The organism is Cupriavidus sp. 05T41 (genome assembly GCF_056396525.1).
The window spans coordinates 100933-118910 of the sequence record NZ_JBFTLQ010000026.1 but is presented as its reverse complement, the minus strand read 5'-3'; the positions used below and the strand labels follow the sequence as shown (position 1 = coordinate 118910).

At 68.0% G+C, this 17978-nt stretch carries 14 protein-coding genes; 7 read left to right on the top strand and 7 right to left on the bottom strand.

All coding sequences use genetic code 11. The annotated features are described in order from the left end of the window. Window positions 1-22: 22 nt before the first annotated feature. The 3 genes from phnC to AC1DKV_RS17200 form a co-directional block, all read right to left on the bottom strand. The gene (gene phnC / locus AC1DKV_RS17210) at window positions 23-859 is read right to left on the bottom strand and encodes a phosphonate ABC transporter ATP-binding protein (RefSeq protein WP_441619132.1); all 837 of its coding nucleotides are present in this window, start codon (window positions 857-859) and stop codon (window positions 23-25) included. 226 nt (window positions 860-1085) lie between these two features. Then, window positions 1086-1736 (bottom strand): VTT domain-containing protein, encoded by a 651-nt coding sequence (locus AC1DKV_RS17205; protein ID WP_441619130.1) that lies wholly within the window; start codon window positions 1734-1736, stop codon window positions 1086-1088. Window positions 1737-1932: 196 nt separating this feature from the next. Further along, a complete protein-coding gene (locus tag AC1DKV_RS17200; protein ID WP_477137686.1) occupies window positions 1933-3258 on the bottom strand; it encodes an aspartate aminotransferase family protein in 1326 nt (441 codons plus the stop codon). 200 nt (window positions 3259-3458) lie between these two features. Between AC1DKV_RS17200 and AC1DKV_RS17195 the strand changes: the two genes are divergently transcribed. Next, a complete protein-coding gene (locus AC1DKV_RS17195) occupies window positions 3459-4352 on the top strand; it encodes a MurR/RpiR family transcriptional regulator (protein ID WP_441619127.1) in 894 nt (297 codons plus the stop codon). Between the two features lie 49 nt (window positions 4353-4401). Here AC1DKV_RS17195 and AC1DKV_RS17190 read toward each other — a convergent pair whose 3' ends face one another. Next, window positions 4402-5304, bottom strand: a complete 903-nt coding sequence (locus tag AC1DKV_RS17190) for a glutamate/aspartate ABC transporter substrate-binding protein (RefSeq protein WP_441619276.1) — start codon at window positions 5302-5304, stop codon at window positions 4402-4404. Between the two features lie 420 nt (window positions 5305-5724). On the opposite strand from AC1DKV_RS17190, the gene AC1DKV_RS17185 reads away from it, so the two are divergent. Continuing rightward, on the top strand, window positions 5725-6126 hold the full coding sequence (locus AC1DKV_RS17185; protein WP_477137685.1) for an OsmC family protein: 402 nt from the start codon (window positions 5725-5727) through the stop codon (window positions 6124-6126). A gap of 87 nt (window positions 6127-6213) precedes the next feature. On the opposite strand, the gene AC1DKV_RS17180 is transcribed toward AC1DKV_RS17185, so the two are convergent. The 3 genes from AC1DKV_RS17180 to AC1DKV_RS17170 all read right to left on the bottom strand — a co-directional run bounded on the left by AC1DKV_RS17180 (window position 6214) and on the right by AC1DKV_RS17170 (window position 10677). Further along, on the bottom strand, window positions 6214-7446 hold the full coding sequence (locus AC1DKV_RS17180) for a bifunctional alpha/beta hydrolase/OsmC family protein (protein ID WP_477137684.1): 1233 nt from the start codon (window positions 7444-7446) through the stop codon (window positions 6214-6216). A gap of 422 nt (window positions 7447-7868) precedes the next feature. Continuing rightward, complete coding sequence (gene poxB / locus AC1DKV_RS17175; protein WP_441619121.1) at window positions 7869-9596, bottom strand: ubiquinone-dependent pyruvate dehydrogenase; 1728 nt, start codon at window positions 9594-9596, stop codon at window positions 7869-7871. A 169-nt stretch (window positions 9597-9765) separates the two neighbouring features. Beyond that, window positions 9766-10677 carry a LysR family transcriptional regulator gene (locus AC1DKV_RS17170; protein WP_477137683.1) on the bottom strand — a complete coding sequence of 304 codons (912 nt, stop codon included), beginning with the start codon at window positions 10675-10677 and terminating at the stop codon, window positions 9766-9768. A 96-nt stretch (window positions 10678-10773) separates the two neighbouring features. Between AC1DKV_RS17170 and AC1DKV_RS17165 the strand changes: the two genes are divergently transcribed. From AC1DKV_RS17165 to AC1DKV_RS17145, 5 genes are all read left to right on the top strand, one after another. Next, window positions 10774-14238 carry a molybdopterin-dependent oxidoreductase gene (locus tag AC1DKV_RS17165; RefSeq protein ID WP_477137682.1) on the top strand — a complete coding sequence of 1155 codons (3465 nt, stop codon included), beginning with the start codon at window positions 10774-10776 and terminating at the stop codon, window positions 14236-14238. 71 nt (window positions 14239-14309) lie between these two features. Further along, the gene (gene lhpI, locus AC1DKV_RS17160) at window positions 14310-15248 is read left to right on the top strand and encodes a bifunctional Delta(1)-pyrroline-2-carboxylate/Delta(1)-piperideine-2-carboxylate reductase (protein WP_477137681.1); all 939 of its coding nucleotides are present in this window, start codon (window positions 14310-14312) and stop codon (window positions 15246-15248) included. A 49-nt stretch (window positions 15249-15297) separates the two neighbouring features. Continuing rightward, window positions 15298-16743: a short-chain fatty acid transporter gene (locus AC1DKV_RS17155; RefSeq protein ID WP_441619113.1), complete on the top strand. Its 1446-nt coding sequence runs from the start codon at window positions 15298-15300 to the stop codon at window positions 16741-16743. A gap of 140 nt (window positions 16744-16883) precedes the next feature. Continuing rightward, entirely contained in the window at window positions 16884-17294 is a 411-nt protein-coding gene (locus AC1DKV_RS17150; protein ID WP_441619111.1) for an FKBP-type peptidyl-prolyl cis-trans isomerase, read from the top strand. Window positions 17295-17387: 93 nt separating this feature from the next. Continuing rightward, the gene (locus AC1DKV_RS17145) at window positions 17388-17978 is read left to right on the top strand and encodes a DUF1294 domain-containing protein (RefSeq protein ID WP_477137680.1); all 591 of its coding nucleotides are present in this window, start codon (window positions 17388-17390) and stop codon (window positions 17976-17978) included.

The window sequence follows — 17978 nt, the reverse complement described above, 5'->3', positions numbered from 1 at the left end:
ATCGATGCCGAAGCGCGCGATGTCAGGCGATGGCGAGGCCGGCCGGAACGAGGCCGGGAGCCTCGGTTTCCAGCCCGGCGCCGTGCGGCAGCAACTCGGCCGCCTCGGTGCCATAGAGGTCGCGCAGCATGCCGGGGGTCAGCGCCGCCGAAGGGCCGTCGTAGACCACCCTGCCCTGGCGCAGCGCCACCACGCGGGTGCAGTAGCGCATCGCCACGTCCACCTGGTGCAGCGACACCACCACGGCCACCTTGCGCGTGCGGTTGATCTGGGCCAGCAACTCCATCACGCGGCGCGCCGACTCGGGATCGAGCGAGGCGATGGGCTCGTCGGCCAGGATCACGCGCGCGTTCTGCACCAGCGTKCGGGCAATCGCCGCGCGCTGCTGCTGTCCGCCGGACAGGGTCGACGCCCGTCGAAACGCATAGTCGTCTATACCAACCTGGGCAAGCGCTTCCAGGCCGGCGTCGATTTCCTCGTTCCTGAAATACCGGACCAGGCTGCGCCACAGCGGTATGCGCGGCAACATGCCGGTCAGCACATTGGTGATCACCGGCAGGCGCCCCACCAGGTTGAACTGCTGGAACACGAAGCCGATCTCGGCGCGCGCGCCGCGCACGTCGCGCGCCAGGCGGCCATCCCGCTGGATGACGCGGCCGTTGACCAGCACCTCGCCGGCGCCGGCATCGCCGGCCACGAAACCGGCCACATGGCGCAGCAGCGTGGACTTGCCGGAGCCGGAGGCGCCCAGCAGCGCCACCATTTCACCCGGGGCGACGGAAAGGCCGACATTGTCCAGCGCCTTGCGTCCCGCCTGGAACGCCTTGGACAAGCCGCGCACTTCGATTGCATGCGTCATCCCACTCTCCTTGCATAAACAGTGAGCGCATTCTGGGTGGCGCTGATGACAAAACGATGAAGGTGGCGAAGTGGACGGGAAGAAGACCAAAAGAAGACGGGAAGAAGACCGGACAGGAAATCGATGGGTCCTGGGGCCTCCGGGCCGACATCGCGCCGGCCGGACCGCCGCGCGGGCCCGGCCATGCAGGACAGCGTCCGCCTTCAGCGCCAGGCTGCGGGACGCCTCAGCCGCGCACGCCCAGGCGCCCGCGCACGGCGCGCCAGAGGCCGGCAACCGCCAGCGAGCCGAGGCCGAGCGCGAGGCCAAGCAGCACCAGCGCGCTCATATGATCGCGCACCAGCGGCACGTTGCCGAACAGGTAGCCGCCCACCAGCAGCGAGACCCCCCACAAGACCGCGCCCGTGCCTGCCGCGAGCGCGAAGCGCGCCGCCGGCATGGCGGAGACGCCCGCCACGAAGGGCGCGAACGTGCGCACCACGGCCACGAACGGTGACATCAGCAAGGTCAGGCCGCCATGGCGCTGGTAGAAATCATGTGTCCTGCGCAGCGCGTCGCGGTGGATCCAGCGATGGTGGCCGGCCAGCACGCGCGTGCCGATGGCGCGGCCGATGGCGTAGTTCAGCAGGCTGCCCGCCGCCGCGGCAACCAGCAGCAGCGGCAGCAATACCCACAACTGCAGCGCGCCCGAAGCGCAGAACGCGCCGCAGATGAACAGCAGCGGATCGCCCGGCAGGAAGAACAGCGGCAGCAGACCGATCTCGCAGAAGACGATGGCGAAGAGAATGCCGTAGACCAGCGTGCCGTAGTCGGCGATGGCGCTGCCCAGATGCTGGTCGAAGTGCAGCAGCAAAGGCAAGACCTGGGTGGCGTCCATGGCCGCTCCCGGCGGGCGAAGTGTGTGTCCAGTGTAGCCGCATCCCTTGCCCCGGACGTGCCCCGGACGTGCCCCGGACGTGCCCCGGACGTGCCTCGGACGTGCCTCGCGCCCGACAGACAAGGCGCAGGCKGCGGCAAGCGGCGTCCCGCGCACAGGCAAGGCGCCTGCGCGGGGCCGCGCCGGACGTCCTGCTTCAGCCCGGCAKGACCGCCGCCACCGATTCGGCGAACCGCTCGACGATGCTGTCGATGTCCTGCGCCGAGCAGATGAACGGCGGCGCGAACAGGACGTGGTCGCCATGTACGCCGTCCACCGTGCCGCCCATCGGGTACACCAGCAGGCCGTTCTGCATGGCGGCCKACTTGAGCCGCGCGTGCGTCTTCAGGGCMGGATCCAGCGTGGCCTTGCTGGCGCGGTCGGCGACGAACTCGACGCCGACGAACAGCCCGCGACCGCGGATGTCGCCCACATGCGGGTGCTCTCCCAGCGCTTCGCGCAGCCGGGCGCGCAACTGCTCGCCGCGGGCCAGCACGTTGTCGAGCAGGTTCTCCCCGGCGATCGTGCGCTGCACCGCGAGTGCCGCCGCGCACGCCGTGGCGTGGCCGATATAGGTATGGCCGTGCTGGAAGAAGCCGCTGCCGCCGACGATGGCGTCATAGATACGGCTGGTCGACAGCATCGCGCCGATCGGCTGGTAACCCGCGCCCAGGCCCTTGGCGATGGTCACGATATCGGGCACCACGCCGTCCTCCTCGCAGGCGAAGAGGTAGCCGGTGCGGCCCATTCCCGCCATCACCTCGTCCAGGATCAGCAGCACGCCGTACTTGTCGCACACCCCGCGGATGCGCCTGAGGTAGTCGGCCACGGGCGGCACCGCGCCCGCGGTGGCGCCCACCACCGTTTCCGCCACGAAGGCGGCCACGCTGTCCGGCCCCAGTTCCAGGATCTTGGCCTCCAGTTCATCGGCCAGGCGCTGCGCGTATTGCTGGCCGGTCTCGCCCGCGTGCTGGTCGCGGTAGGCGTAGCACGGCGAGACATGGTGCGCCGGCACCAGCAACGGCAGGAACGGTTCGCGCCGCCATGCGTTGCCGCCGATGGCCAGGGCGCCCAGCGTATTGCCATGGTAGCTCTGGCGGCGCGCAATGAAGTGCCGGCGCGCAGGCTGCCCGATCTCCACGAAATACTGCCGGGCCAGCTTCAGCGCCGCCTCCACCGCCTCGGAGCCACCGGAGACAAAGTACACATGGTCCAGGTCGCCCGGCGCGGCGCGCGCMAGCGTATCCGCCAGTTCCTCGGACACTTCGGTGGTGAAGAACGACGTATGTGCGTAGGCAATGGTGTCGAGCTGCTGCTTGATGGCCTCGATCACGCGCGGATGGCCGTGGCCCAGGCAAGACACCGCCGCGCCCCCGGAAGCGTCGAGATAGCGCTTGCCGTTGCTGTCGGTCAGTTCGATGCCCTTGCCGGCTACGGCGACTGCAAGCGCCTGGCGCGGATTGCGGTGGAAGACTTTGGTCATGATGTGCGGTACGGAGTCAGGCGGAGTTGCCGGCTGGGGAAAGTATAAGAAAACGTCGCCGCGTATGCAACATATGTTTCTTGTATCGACACGAAAGATTCATTCGATTCCATGCGCCGCGAACCGTCGCAAGCAGAAGCAGGAAGCACGTCGCCACCGATTGTGCAACAATCGTTGCATCTCCTCATTCCAGAACGCCGATGCCGACCGAAAGCCCCCTGCCGCCCCAAAGCCTGGACGACCTGCAGGCCCACCTGCGCGAGACCTTCGCCTCGCTCAGCACGCAGTTCCAGGGCGGTGCGCGCTACCTGCTGGACCATCCGCAGGAAGTGCCCATGCTCTCCATGCGCAAGATCGCCGCGGATGCCGGCGTGCAGCCGGCCACGCTGGTGCGCCTGGCGCAGTTCCTCGGTTTCGACGGCTGGCAGGGCCTGCGCGAGCTCTTCGTGGAGTCGCTGCGCGGCGGTCCCCAGCCCTACGCCAAGCGCGCCAGGAAGGTGGTACGGGAAAGCGGCTCGACACGGATGCTGGCCGAGATGCTGGAGACCCAGCACCGCAACCTGGACCGCACCGGTGCCGGCAATGCCGAAGCGATGCCGCGCGCGACCGAGCTGATCGGCGCCGCGCCCGCCGTCCATGTCGCCGGTTTCCGCTCCTGCTATCCGATCGCCTTTACGTTTCACTATCTCTACCGGCTGTTCCGCGCCCCGGTGCACCTGATCCGCGGCGATGCAGGCACGCTGGAGATGGAACTGCGCGCGCTGGCGCCGAAGGATGCGGTGGTGGTCGCCAGCTTCGCGCCGTATTCGCAGGAGAGCATCCGCGTGGCCAGCGCGGCGCGCGAGGCCGGCTGCCGCGTCATCGCCCTGACCGACAGCACCGTCGCCCCCATCGCCCTGCAGGCCGACTGCACCCTGCTCTTCTCGCTCGACAGTCCCTCGTTCTTTCCCTCGATCGCCGCCGGCGTGGCGCTGGCCGAGGCGCTCGTGGAACAACTGCTGGCGAAGAAGGGCAAGGGCGCGATCAAGGCGCTCGAGCTGGCGGAGGGGCAGCTCCACCAGACCGGCGCCTACGTGCCCGCCAAGCGGCCGTGACGGACGGCCCCGGTGGACGCCCCGATGGACGCCCCCGCGCGAACGGGCCTTACTCGAAGGCCTCGTCGCTGGGTTGCTCGTAGGCCTTCTTGACAGCCGCGCTCATCGGGAACTCGAAACTGACGTTCTTCGGCGGGATCGGCTTGTTGAACCATTTGTCGTACATCGACCGGATCTCGCCGCTCTTCATCAGCCCGGTGATCACGCCGTCKACCAGCTTCTTGAACTCCGGATCGTCCTTGCGCATCATGAAKCCGTAGGCCTCGAACGACTGCGGCGTGCCCACCACGGTCCAGTCCGCCGGCGCCGGCGCCAGCGTCTTGACGCCGGACAGCAGCACGTCGTCCATCATGAAGGCAGCCACCCGGCCCGATTGCAGGATCAGGAATGACTCGCCATAGTCCTTGGCGCTCTGGATGGTGATGTTGGCCTTCTTCTCGTCATTGAGCTTGCGCAGGATGCGCTCGGACGTCGTGCCGGCATTGGTCACCACCGCCTTGCCGGACAGGTCGCCGAAGTCCTGCACCGGGCTGCCCTTCTTGACCAGCAGGCGCGTGCCCGCCACGAAGAAGGTGGTMGAGAATGCCACCTGCTGCTGCCGTGCCTTSAGGTTSGTGGTSACGCCGCACTCCAGGTCCACCGTGCCGTTCTGCACCAGCGAGATGCGGTTCTGCGAGGTCACCGGCACCATGCGCACCTGCAGGTTTGCCACGCCCGTCTGCTTCCTGACTTCGGCGATGACCTTGTCGCAGATGTCCTGCGAGAAGCCGACCACCTTCTGGCTGCCGTCATAGAACGAGAACGGGATCGACGAGGTACGGTGCCCGATCGCGATCGCCCCCGACTCCTTGATCTTGCCCAGCGTCGAGCCGGCCGCCGCGTCCGCMGCCCGGGCCGCACCCGCGCCGAGCGCGGCGGCCGCCATCGCCATGCCCAGCGCAGCCAGCCTCATCGCCTTCGTCGCCTTCGTCGCTTCCACTGCTTTCATCGATCGCTCCTTGTCTAGCGGATACGGGATCCGTCATCGTTTCAGATGCTAGTCACTGAGCAACATTTGTTCCATCATGGATAACCATGAAACACTCGTGTTTTTCACCGCAACAAGGAAACAGACGGTTCAATTGCACCACTATGGTGATACGAACGGATCAGCCCGGCATCGATCCGGAGCGTGGCGCGGCCCGGGCATGTCCCTGCTCCGCCATATCTTGTGCGGCCCGGCGGCGGCATGGTTACAATCAGTCTCCGGCTTTCCCGGCCGGCCGCTGACTGAAGASCTCAAGCCCTTGATTTGGAAGAGAAAATGCTTGCGCCAGCCAGAAACCCGGCCAGGCCCCTGCTACCCACCTGCAACTTCGACTCCGCACAAGCCATGTCAAATTCCAAAGCCACCGCCCGGCTCGGCCCGGCCGATGCCAATTACCTCGTGCACCTGCAGGCCGGCAGCCATGCGCTGAGCGGCGACGAATCCGCCAGCCTCGGCGGCACGGACCAGGGCCCGGCTCMGTTCGCTTTCGTGCTGTCCGGCCTGGTTTCGTGCACGGCGATCACGCTGAAGATGTATATGCAGCGCAAACAATGGCCCGTGGCCGATGTGGAAGTGACGGCCGTGTTCCAGGGCAAGGACGAGGCGCGCTTTATCCAGCGCGAGGTCAGGGTAAGTGGCGCGGAACTGGGCCAGGCCGAGCGCGAGCGGCTCGCGCAGATCTGCGAGCGCACACCGGTGACATTGTTCCTGAAGGCGGCTTCGCGGATCGAGACGACTTTCGTCTGAGCGCGAACCGGAGGCCGGGGCGCAGCGCTGGTGCGCACCCCCCTCCCGCGCACGGGAGAGGGGTGCGTCCGGGTCCGCCGCGCCGGCCTACTTGGGCACGGCTTCCGCCGCGTGCGTGCGGATCACCACCTCCGAATGCAGGGTGCGGTGCACCGGGCACTTGTCGGCAATCTCCAGCAGGGCGGCGCGCTGGGCCTCGTCGAGCGGCCCCAGCATGGTGATCTCGCGCTCGATCCAGTCGATCTTGCCTTCGGTGGTGGCGCAGTMCGCACAGTCGGCGGCGTGKATCTTCTCGTGGCGCAGCGACACCGCCACATGCTCGAGCGGCCAGCCTTTGCGCTCGGCATACATGCGCATCGTCATGGAGGTACACGCACCCAGCCCGGCCAGGAGCAGGTCGTAAGGCGCGGGGCCGCCGTTGAGGCCGCCGAACGAGACCGGCTCGTCGGCAAGCAGGCGGTGCGGGCCGGCGACGATGCGCTGCTGGTACTTGCCGGTGTGAGTCTCTTCCACGCGCACCAGCCCTTCCTCGGCCACGGCGGGCGGCATGTCGAGCGTCTCGCTGCCCAGGTAGCGCTGGCTCCAGGCGGCAATGGTATTGGCCACGTAGACCGCGTCTTCCTTGCGCGTGAGCAGGTGGTCGGCGCKGTCCAGCGAGACGAAGCTCTTGGGATGCTTGGCCGCAATGAAGATCTGCGTGGCGTTGTCGATGCCCACGGTATCGTCCTGCGGCGCGTGCATGACCAGCAGCGCGCGGCGCAGCCTGGCCACGCTATCGAGCAGCTTCTGCTCGCCGACATCCTCGATGAACTGGCGCTTGATKCGGAACGGCCGGCCGGCAAGCTGGACTTCGGCTTCGCCGTCGGCTTCGATGCGCGCGGCGTGCTCGCCGAACAGGCCCACCACATGCCCCGGATCGCTGGGCGCGGCGATGGTCACCACCGCCTTGGCCTCCGGTATGCCCTGCGCCGCGGCCAGCACGGCCGCGCCGCCGAGGCTATGGCCGATCAGCAGCGCGGGCGCGCGGTGCTGCTGGCGCAGGTAGTCGGCCGCCGCCAGCAGGTCGGCCACGTTGGAGGAAAAATTGGTATTGGCGAAATCGCCGCCGCTGCCGCCAAGACCGGTGAAATCGAAGCGCAGCACGCCGATGCCGTGGGCGGTGAGTGCCTGTGCGATGCGCGTGGCCGCGAGCACGTCCTTGCCGCAAGTAAAGCAATGGGCGAACAGGGCAAAGGCGCGGACCGGGCCGGCCGGTAAATCCAGCCGCGCGGCGAGTTGCTGGCCGTCACTTCCGGGGAACTGCAGGCGCTGGGCTTCCATGGACATCCTCATGTGTAACGCAAGCTGTACGAGGTTCCCACTCTAGCGCAAGTTAGCGCCGCGGTGGCGCTGCCGTGCATGGTCTGGCGCACGCGGCGCGCCACCCTGGCGGCCAGCTTGCAGGCGGGCGCATTCCGTTGTACACCGGAATGCACCCGCCGCGCCGGCTCATGCCGCAGCGTGAAGTCCCGCTCGAAGACGCGCTGGACTACGACTGACGGGGCTGAGTCTGCTGACGCCCCGACATCCGCAAGAAGTTCGTGATGCAGGGCGCGGAGCCGATGCAGTACACGCCGGAGTCGTTCGGCAAGTTCGTGGTGGCCGAGTACCAGTCCTGGCGCCCGATCGTCAAGGCCAGCGGCGCGCGCATCGGCTGATGGCCTGCAGCGAAGCCCTGCCGCCCTGTGGCCCTGCCGCCTGCCCTATCGCCACAGGTTGGACTTCGCCAGGTCGACGATCTCGCCGCCGCGCCCGTCGATGATCGCGCGCAGCAGGTAGAGGCTGAAGCCCTTGGCCTCCTTGGTGGTGATGGTGGGCGGCATGGCGAGTTCGAGCCGGTTGGTCTTGACGTCCACTACCACCGGGCCGGGGCGGCTGAATGCCTCCTGCAGCGCCGGCGCCACCAGGCCGGGGTCTTCCACCCGGATGCCGGGGATGCCCGCCGCCGTGGCGATCGCGGCGAAGTCGGTGTCGACCATGTCGGTATAGGTGTCGAGGAAACCCGACGCCTTCATCTCCATGGCGACGAAGCCGAGGTTGCCGTTGTTGAAGATCACCACCTTGACCGGCAGGTTGTGCTGGCGCAGCGTGAGCAGATCGCCCAGCAGCATGGAAAATCCGCCGTCGCCGCACATTGCCACCACCTGGCGCTGCGCGAACAGCGCCTGCGCACCGATGGCCTGCGGCAGGGCGTTGGCCATCGAGCCGTGGTTGAGCGAGCCGATCAGGCGGCGCTGGCCGTTCATGGCGAGATAGCGCGCGGCCCATACCGTGGGCGTGCCCACGTCGAAGGTGAAGACCGCATCCGGCGCCGCGTTTTCGCTGATGCAGCGAGCCAGGTACTGCGGGTGCACCAGCCCGCTGCCCGGCGCGCCGGTGGCAAGGTCGTCCAGCGCGGTGCGCGCCTTGCGGTAATGCTCGAGCGCGCGGTCCAGGTGGGCGCGGTCGCTCTTTTGCCCAAGCAGCGGCAGCAGACCCTTGATGGTCTCCTTCACCGAGCCGACCACCCCGTGCGCCAGCCGGCAGCGGCGGCCGAGGTTCTCGGCGCGGATGTCCACCTGGATGATCGTGGCCTTGGTCGGGTAGAACTGCCGGTACGGGAAGTCCGTGCCCAGCATCAGCAGCGTGTCGCATTCGAGCATGGCGTAGTAGCCCGAGGAGAAGCCGATCAGGCCGGTCATGCCGACGTCGAACGGGTTCTCGTACTCGACGAATTCCTTGCCGCCGAGMGCGTGCACCACGGGCGCGTTCAGGCGCTGCGCCAGCGCCACCACTTCGGCGTGCGCGCCTTCGCAGCCGCGCCCGCACAGCAGGGTGACGCTGCTGGCGGTATCGAGCAGGCGCGCCGTCACCGCCAGTTCCTCGGCCGGCGGCACCGCCGCGGGCGCTTCGGGCAGGGCCAGTTCCAGCAGCGCCGGTGCCTGCACTTCCATCAGGGCGATATCGCCAGGCACCACGATCACCGCCACCCCGCGCTGGCCCAGCGCGGCGCGCATGGCGGACTGCATGATGCGCGGCAGTTCTTCCGGGTTGCTGACCATCTCGCAATAGTGGCTGCAGCCGCGGAACAGCTCCTGCGGGCGGGTTTCCTGGAAATACTCCGAGCCGATCTCCGAGCTGGGGATGTGCGCGGCGATGGCCAGCACCGGCACCCGGCTGCGGTGCGCGTCGAACAGGCCGTTGATCAGGTGCAGGTTGCCGGGGCCGCAACTGCCGGCGCATACCGCCAGCTTGCCGCTCAGGTGGGCCTCCGCGCCAGCCGCGAAGGCCGCCACCTCCTCGTGGCGCACGTGTAGCCACTCGATGGTCTTCTTGCGCCGCAGGGAATCCGTCAGGCCGTTCAGCGAATCGCCGACGAGGCCGTAGATGCGCTCGACGCCGGCCACCGTCAGGATGTCCGCCATCATGTCCGCCACCGTGGTTCCAGCCATGCGTGTTCTCCTGTCGTGGGTGTGCCCGGGTGCACGCGTATCGCTCAAGGCGCCGTGCACCGGCACAAGACAGGATAGGCGGCGCCGCGCCCGCCGGCATAGGCTCAATTGCCGTTTCGCCACGGCATGCGGGAATTCCGGCGGCTAGCGCCGAATGCCGCAGCCGGACCTAGAACCTGGCCTTTTCGCGCAGGGCGCCGCGCAGGAAGTCCGCGAGCGCAACGACATTGCCCGGCGTGGCGGGCTCGCGCCTCCACGCCAGGCMAACGTCCATCGACGGCACCTTGTCGGCGATGCCGCGCCGCACGATGCGCTGGCCCTCCAGCGACCATGGCCGGTAGACCAGGTCGGAGAGGATGGCGACGCCGCGCCCGGCCGCCACCAGGCTGCGCACCGCCTCGATCGAGCAACTCTGGTAGCGAACATCGGGCGCCAGGCCGTATTGGCCCCAGTACTTGCCCACCGTGGAAATGTGCTCGTCCATGTYGAGCAGGATGTAGTCATGCCGCGCCACGTCGGCCAGCCCGATGCGCTCGGCYGTCATCAGGGGATGCTCCGGATGGCCCCACAGCTGCCGCGCGGAGCGCAGCAGTGTTTCGCAGGTGACATGATTCAGGCCGGGCAGGTTCGACACCAGCAGCAGGGCGATATCGATCTCGCCGTCCAGGATGCCCTGCTCGATGTCGTGCCGCTCCCGMTCCAGCACCGACAGCCGGAGCTTCGGGAATTTCCGCTCGAATGCCGGCAGCAGGCCCGGGAGCACATAGGCCGTGATGGTCTCGGTCACCCCCAGGCGCACCGTTCCGGTGATCTCCACCGGCGCGACGGTGATGGCCTCCACCGCATCCAGCACGGCATCCCCGATCTGCTGCGCATGCCGGAGGAAACGCGTGCCGGCTTCKGTGAGACGCACGCCGCTGGCATGCCGCGTGAACAACTGGACGCCCAGTGCCTCCTCGAGGCTCTTCAGKGACGACGTCATCGACGACTGCGACACATGGCAGCGAAGTGCCGCACGCGACACCTGCCCGGACTCGGCCATGGCCACGAAATGCTGCAGTTGCTTCAATGTGGGTAGCATCGATTTTTCCGATATTGCTTTTTCAAAATTAAGAATTAGAAATACTTCGCCATGCTAGCTAGCATCCGGTCAGGAGACAAGATGCGGTGACCAGCAATGAGCAATGAAGACAAGCACGGCTACTKCACGTTGTGCCGCTCCCGGTGCGGGACGGTGAACGTGGTGGCGGACGACGCCCTGATATCGGTGCGGCCGGATCCCGCCCACCCCACCGGCAAGGCCATGTGCCTGAAGGGCAAGTCGGCGCCCGAGCTGGTCCATAGCGCGGAGCGCATCCTCTATCCGATGCGGCGCACCCATCCCAAGACCGACCCCGATCCCGGCTGGGCACGGATCTCCTGGGAAGAGGCCCTGGCGGAGATCGCCCGGCGCATGCTGCAGGCCCGGCGCGATGGCGGTGCCGAGTCGGTGGCCTTCGCCGTGACCACGCCCAGCGGCACGCCGCTKAGCGACAGCATCGACTGGATCGAACGCCTTATCCGGCTCTTCGGCAGCCCCAACACCTGCTACGCCACGGAGATCTGCAACTGGCACAAGGACTACGCGCACGCCTTTACCTTCGGCTGCGGCATGCCGACCGCGGACTACCGGCATGCCGGGCTCATCGTGCTATGGGGTCATAACCCGACCAACACCTGGCTGTCGCAGGCCGAGGCAATCGGGGCCGGCAGGCGCGCCGGCGCGAAGCTGCTGGTGATCGACCCCAGGGAAACGGCGCTGGCCGGCCAGGCGGACCAATGGCTGCGCGTGCGGCCGGGCACCGATGCCACGCTGGCGATGGCGATCGCCAACCTGTTGATCGAAGCGAACGCGTTCGACCTGGACTTCGTCCGCCAGTGGACCAACGGCCCGCTGCTAGTGCGCAGCGACAACGGACGCTTCCTGCGGGGGCGCGACCTGGGGCTGCCGGATGGCGATGCCTACCTGGTCTGGAACGCGCAGACTGCACGGGCGCAGACGTCATCGTCGCTGGCGGCGCAGGATTTCCAGCATCTTGCGCTGCGCGGTTCGTTCAGCGTGGATGACGCCAATACACCGGGCACAGCCATCGGCTGCCACCCTGCTTTCKAGCTCTATGCCGGCGAATGCGCCCGCTACCCGGCAGCCCTGGCCGCGCAGCTGACCTGGGTGGACGAAGGAGATATTCGCCATGCCGCCAGCTTGTTCGCCTCGGCCGGGCGCGTGGCCTATCACGCCTGGTCCGGCGTCGGCCAGCATGACAACGCCACCCAGACCGACCGCGCGATCGCCTGCCTGTACGCCCTGACCGGCAGCTTCGACCGCAACGGCGGCAACCGCATCTACCAGAAGCCGCCCTACAACCCCGTCAGCGGCTCCGGCCTGCTGCCCGCCGGGCAGAAGCCCAAGGCACTCGGCTATGCCGAAAGGCCGCTGGGCCCGCCCGCGCAGGGCTGGGTCACCGCGCGCGATCTCTACCGGGCCATCCTGCATGCACAGCCTTACAGCGTGCGCACGCTGGTGGCGTTCGGCACCAATCCCCTGCTGTCGCAGGCCGACGTGGAAGATGGCGAACGGGCGCTGCGCAGCCTCGACTTCTATGCGCACTGCGACCTGTTCGAGACGCCGAGCGCGCGCTACGCCGATATCCTGCTGCCGGTGAATACGCCGTGGGAGCGCGAAGGCCTGCGCATCGGCTTCGAAATCTCCGCCGAGGCGGAACAACTGGTGCAACTGCGCCAGCGCATGGTCTCGCCGCGCGGCGAATCGCGCTCGGACAATGACATCGTGTTCGACCTCGCGACCAGGCTCGGGCTGTCGGAGGCCTTCTTCGGCGGCAGCCTGGAAGCGGGCTGGAACCATATGCTGGCCCCCTCCGGGCTGAGCGTCGAGCGGCTGCGCGCACAGCCCGAAGGCATCCGCGTGCCCGTGGCCGACATGGAACGGAAGTACGCGGCAAGGCCGCGCGAGCGCGCCTTCGATACGCAGACCGGCCTGGTGGAGTTGTACTCCGAACTGTTGCTGCGCCACGGCTATCCCGCCTTGCCGCGCCCGGGCCAGCCTGCCGGCGAAGCTGCCGGCCCCGCAGGCGAGGGCTTTCCCTTTGTGCTGACCTCGGCCAAGAGCGGCTACTACTGCCACAGCCAGCATCGCGGCCTGCCTTCGCTCAGGCGCAAGGCCGCGCAGCCGGAAGCGGAAATCCCGACCGCACTGGCGGCCGCGCGCGGCATTGCCAGCGGCGATGCAATCCGCGTGACCACGCCCGCYGGCAGCGCCCGCTTTATCGCCAGGGTGAGAGAAGGACTGCATCCGCGCGTGGTGGTGGGCGAGTTCGGCTGGTGGCAACGCTGCGACGCCCTCGCCCAGGGTCCCTTGCCGGTATCCGGCCAGGGCAACAGCAACTACAACGCACTGATCAGCGCGGACAGCATCGACCCGGTCAGCGGCTCGGTGCCCCTGCGCGCCTTTCGCTGCAATGTGGAACGCGAGCCCGGGCTCGACGAGGCGCGGCGCAGGTGGGATGGCTATCGCGCCTTCCGCGTGGCCGGCCTGGCCAGGGAAGCACGCGAGGTCACCTCCGTCTTCCTGGAGCCCGCCGATGGCGGCGGCTTGCCGGATTTCCAGCCCGGCCAGCATGTGACGATCAGGCTCGCCATGCGKCCGGGCGGCGAAGAGGTGGTGCGCTCGTATTCCCTCACCGGCCCGGCCACGGTGCCGGCACGGCGCGGCTACTCGATTTCCGTGCGCCGCGCCACCGGCATGACGGCTACCGGCGAAGCCGTGTCCGGGCGCGCATCCTCGTATATCAACCAGAGCCTTGCGGTGGGCGATGTGGTATCGCTGCGGGCGCCGTCCGGCAACTTCGTGATGCCGGTGCGTTCCCGGCGGCCGCTTGTGCTGCTGGCCGGCGGGATCGGCATCACGCCGTTCATCTCGCTGCTGGAATCCCTCGCGGCCGCCAGCGATCCGGGCCATCCGGTCGATCCGGTCGATCCGGTCGATCGGCCCAGGATCCTGCTGCTGTACGCGAACCAGAACGGCCAGGCGCACGCCTTCCGCTCGCGCATCCGCGCGCTGCGCGAGTGCATCACGGGGCTGGAGGTGATCGATTTCTACGACCGCCCCGACGCGTGCGATCGGCCCGGCATCGACTACGACGTGGCCGGGCGTGTCAGCGCCGGCCATGTCCCGCCGGAATGGCTCGGCGCCCGTCCGCTGGTCTATATGTGCGGCCCGGCGCCGATGATGAGCGCCTTTGCCGATGCGCTGGCGGCCAGGGGAATGCATCGCTCCGACATCTTCCGCGAGGTGTTCCGCTCCCCCGAACGCACGGTGTCCGGTCCCGAGCAGCAGTTCAACGTGGTCTTCGCGAAATMCGCCACCGCGCGCGTCTGGCGCTCGGCCGACGGACCCTTGCTGGGGTTCGCCGAAAGGCTGGGCCTGGCGCTGCCCAGCGGATGCCGGGTCGGACAGTGCGAAAGCTGCGCCGTGCCGGTCGTGTMGGGCCGCGTCCTCCACCTGCATGGCGAAGAGCCGGAGGATGCCGGCGTGTGCCTGGCATGCCAGGCGATCCCCGCGAGCGACATCGTGCTGGATGCCTGATCTCATCCGCGCCGGCGGCGAGCGGCCCGCAAGCCATCACACGTTCCCTCCCCAACTCCATCACGTAAAACATGCAGATACTCGACTCCGACACCACCCGCGCGCTGCTGCCGTTCGATGCGCTCGTGCCCGCCTTGCGCGACGCCTTCATCCGCGGCTGCGAGGTCCCGCAGCGCCACAGCCATGCCATCGGCACGCCCGGCGAGGCGGCAGGAACGGTGCTGCTGATGCCGTCCTGGCAGCCCGGCGCCTACCTCGGCGTCAAKACGGTCACCATCTATCCGGGCAACACGCAGGCTGGGTTGCCGGGCCTGTACTCGACCTACCTGCTGCACGATGCGCGCACCGGCAAGCCGCTGGCGATGATCGACGGCAACGAGATCACCTCCCGCCGCACCGCCGCCGCGTCGGCGCTGGCGGCGTCGTACCTGAGCCGCCGCGATGCGTCGTCGATGCTGGTGATCGGCGCGGGGCGGGTGGCGAGCCTGCTGCCCTATGCGTATCGCGCGGTTCGGCCCATCGAACGCGTAGCGGTATGGGACATCAACGCGCACCAGGGCGAGCTGCTGGCGGCAAGGCTGCGGGCCGACGGCTTCGACGCCCGCTTTGCCGCATCGGTTTCGCACGGCTGCGAAGGCGTCGATATCGTGACCGCGGCCACGCTCTCCACCGTGCCCATCGTCCGGCGGACCTGCCTCGGCCCCGGCACGCACCTGGACCTGATCGGCGGCTTCACGCCAGCCATGCGCGAAGCGGACGATGCCTGCTTTGACGCAACCTCGGTGTTCGTCGACACCGGCGAGGCGGTCCTCAAGGCGGGCGACCTGCTGCACCCMATCGAACAAGGCGTGCTGCGGGCGGCCGACATCCGGGCGACGCTGGCGGACCTGTGCCGGCAAGCCCATCCGGGCCGCGCGGACGAGCAGGAAATCACGGTCTTCAAGGCAGTCGGCACCGCGCTGGAAGATCTGGCGGCCGCCGTCATGGCCTATGAGGGATTCGAAGGCTAGCGCGGCATCGTGCCGCGCGCAAAGCCATGGCAATGCAAGGAGACAGTAAATGAAAAGCGCACCCCTATCCCTGGAAAACGGGGACAACCCAAGCCGCGGCGGACTGGAACGGCTGGCCATCAAGGTCACCGACTGGTCCGAGCGCTGGTTCCCCGATTCGTATATCTTCGCCGCCATCGCGGTGGTCGTCGTGGCGCTCGGCGCCATCGGCATCGGCGCGTCCACGCAGAGCGTGGCGCAGGCCTTCGGCGATGGCTTCTGGAGCCTGATACCGTTCACCATGCAGATGGCGGTGGTGGCGATCGCGGGGTACGTGGTGGCGGCGTCGCCGCCCGCGTCGCTGCTGATCGCGCGCCTCGCCGCCTTGCCCGGGACGGCGCGCGGCGCCGTCGCCTTCGTGGCACTGGTCAGCCTGCTGACCTCCCTGYTGAACTGGGCCGTCAGCCTGATCTTCAGCGGCCTGCTGGTGCGCGCCATCGCGCGGCGCACCGGGCTGCGCGTGGACTACCGGGCCGCCAGCGCGGCCGCCTACCTGGGCATGGGCGCCACCTGGGCGCTTGGCCTGAGTTCGTCCGCGGCGCAGTTGCAGGCGAATCCGGCCAGCCTGCCCAGGTCGCTCCTCGATATCACCGGCGTGATTCCGTTCGCCGAGACGATATTCCTGTGGCAATCGATGGCAATGACCGCCGTGCTGATCGTGGCCTCCCTGCTGGTGGCTTACTTCTCCGCGCCCACCGGGGAGCGCGCCCGCACCGCGAAAGACATGGGCGTGGACCTGGACGATGCCGGCGATGTGACCGGGCGCCCGACGCGCCCCGGCGAATGGCTCGAATACAGCCCGCTACTGACACTGCTGATCGTGGCGCTCGGGACCGGCTGGCTGGTGCACGAATTCACCACCAAGGATCCGGTCCTCGCGATCTCCAACCTCAATACGTACAACTTCCTGTTCCTCATGCTGGGGATGCTGCTGAACTGGCGCCCCAAGCGTTTCCTGCGGGCTGTCGCGAGGTCCGTACCATCCACCGCCGGCGTGCTGATCCAGTTCCCCCTGTACGGCGGCATCGCCTTCATGCTCACCAAGGCGGCGGGCGTGGATGGCGCTAGCCTGTCGCACCACCTGGCGTCGGCCTTCGTCTCGGTGGCCACCAGGGAGTCGTTCTCGGCGGTGATGGGCGTCTATTCGGCGGTGCTGGGATTCTTCGTACCCTCCGGCGGCGGCAAGTGGGTCATCGAGGCGCCGTACGTGATGCAGGCCGCCAACCAGCTGCAGGTCCACCTCGGCTGGGCGGTGCAGGTGTACAACGCCGCGGAGGCGCTGCCCAACCTCATCAACCCCTTCTGGATGCTGCCGCTGCTGGGTGTGCTCGGGATCCGGGCCAAGGACGTGGTCGGCTTCACCTTCACCCAATTGCTGGTGCACGCGCCGCTGGTGCTGTTCATGCTGTGGGCGTTCGCCGCGACCTTGCCTTATCGCCCGCCCGTGATGCCATAGGCTGCGCTTGCCGCCTGGTGTGGCCTGGTGTGGCCTGGCAGGAAGCGTAAAAACCGGGACTGCCCCCGTCCCGGTTTAAGATGCTGGTTTTGCGGCCGGCCCGGCCGGCGCATCCGACTTCCCACCCAGCCAAGCCAACGATGAAGAAGATCTCCCTGCTMCTCGCCGCCCTCGCCTGCGCCGGCGCCGTTCACGCCGCAGCGCCTGCCGGCCCCGCGGAAACCCTGCCTTCCGGCATGACCATMCAGCACCTGGTCAAGGGCACCGGCCCCTCGCCCAAGGCCTCCGACACGGTCAAGGTCCATTACCGCGGCACGCTCACCGACGGCACCGAGTTCGACAGTTCCTACAAGCGCGGMCAGCCGATTTCGTTCCCGCTCAACCGGGTCATCCCGTGCTGGACGGAAGGCGTGCAGAAAATGCAGGTCGGCGGCAAGGCCAAGCTGGTCTGCCCGGGCCCGACCGCCTACGGCGCGCGCGGTGTGCCGGGCACGATCCCGCCCAATGCCACGCTGAATTTCGAGGTGGAGCTGCTGGGCATCGGCGGCTGAACGGACAAGAACGCATGGCCTGCCACCGCCGGCCATGCGTGATGCGTTCCCGCATCAGTTAGACTTGGCCATCTCGGAATATGAATAACAGGGATGAGAAAAGCCGGACGGATCAAATCCTGGAATGCCGACAAGGGCTACGGTTTCATTGAGGTTCACGCCCAGTCGAAAGATGTTTTCCTTCATGTCAGCTCGCTGCAGAATCGCAGCGCCGTGCCCCGGGCTGGCGACCGGGTATCGTTTGAGATCACGACGAGCAAGGAAGGCCGCCCGCAGGCAAGCCGGGTTTCGATAGCGGGCGCCCCGAGGCAGGCAGCAGCGCAGGMATCAGCGCAGGCAAGCCTGCTTCCAGCGGTGACGGGCGCGTTCGCCCTGGCCACGGTGATCGGCATTGCCCTCGCAGGTTACCTGCCGCGCGGCGTGGCGCTCCTCAGCCTTGCCCTCAGTGTGACGGTGTTCGCGCTCTACGCCATGGACAAGGGCCGCGCAGCCCGCAGGGAGTGGCGTGTTCCCGAGGCAAACCTGCATCTGCTCGCCCTCTTCGGGGGCTGGCCGGGCGCGCTTGCGGCCCAGCACCTGTTCCGGCACAAGAACCAGAAGCGGGAATTCCAGTTCATCTTCCGGGCCACCGTGGCGCTGAATGTCGGGGCGATGATCCTCTGGATCACGGCAGTCCGTGCATGA

What these genes read in the sequence shown, in the direction of transcription:
- AC1DKV_RS17205 (WP_441619130.1), bottom strand. Translation starts at nt 1,736, where the DNA reads ATGGACGCCACCCAGGTCTTGCCTTTGCTGCTGCACTTCGACCAGCAT.
- AC1DKV_RS17195 (WP_441619127.1), top strand. Translation starts at nt 3,459, where the DNA reads ATGCCGACCGAAAGCCCCCTGCCGCCCCAAAGCCTGGACGACCTGCAG.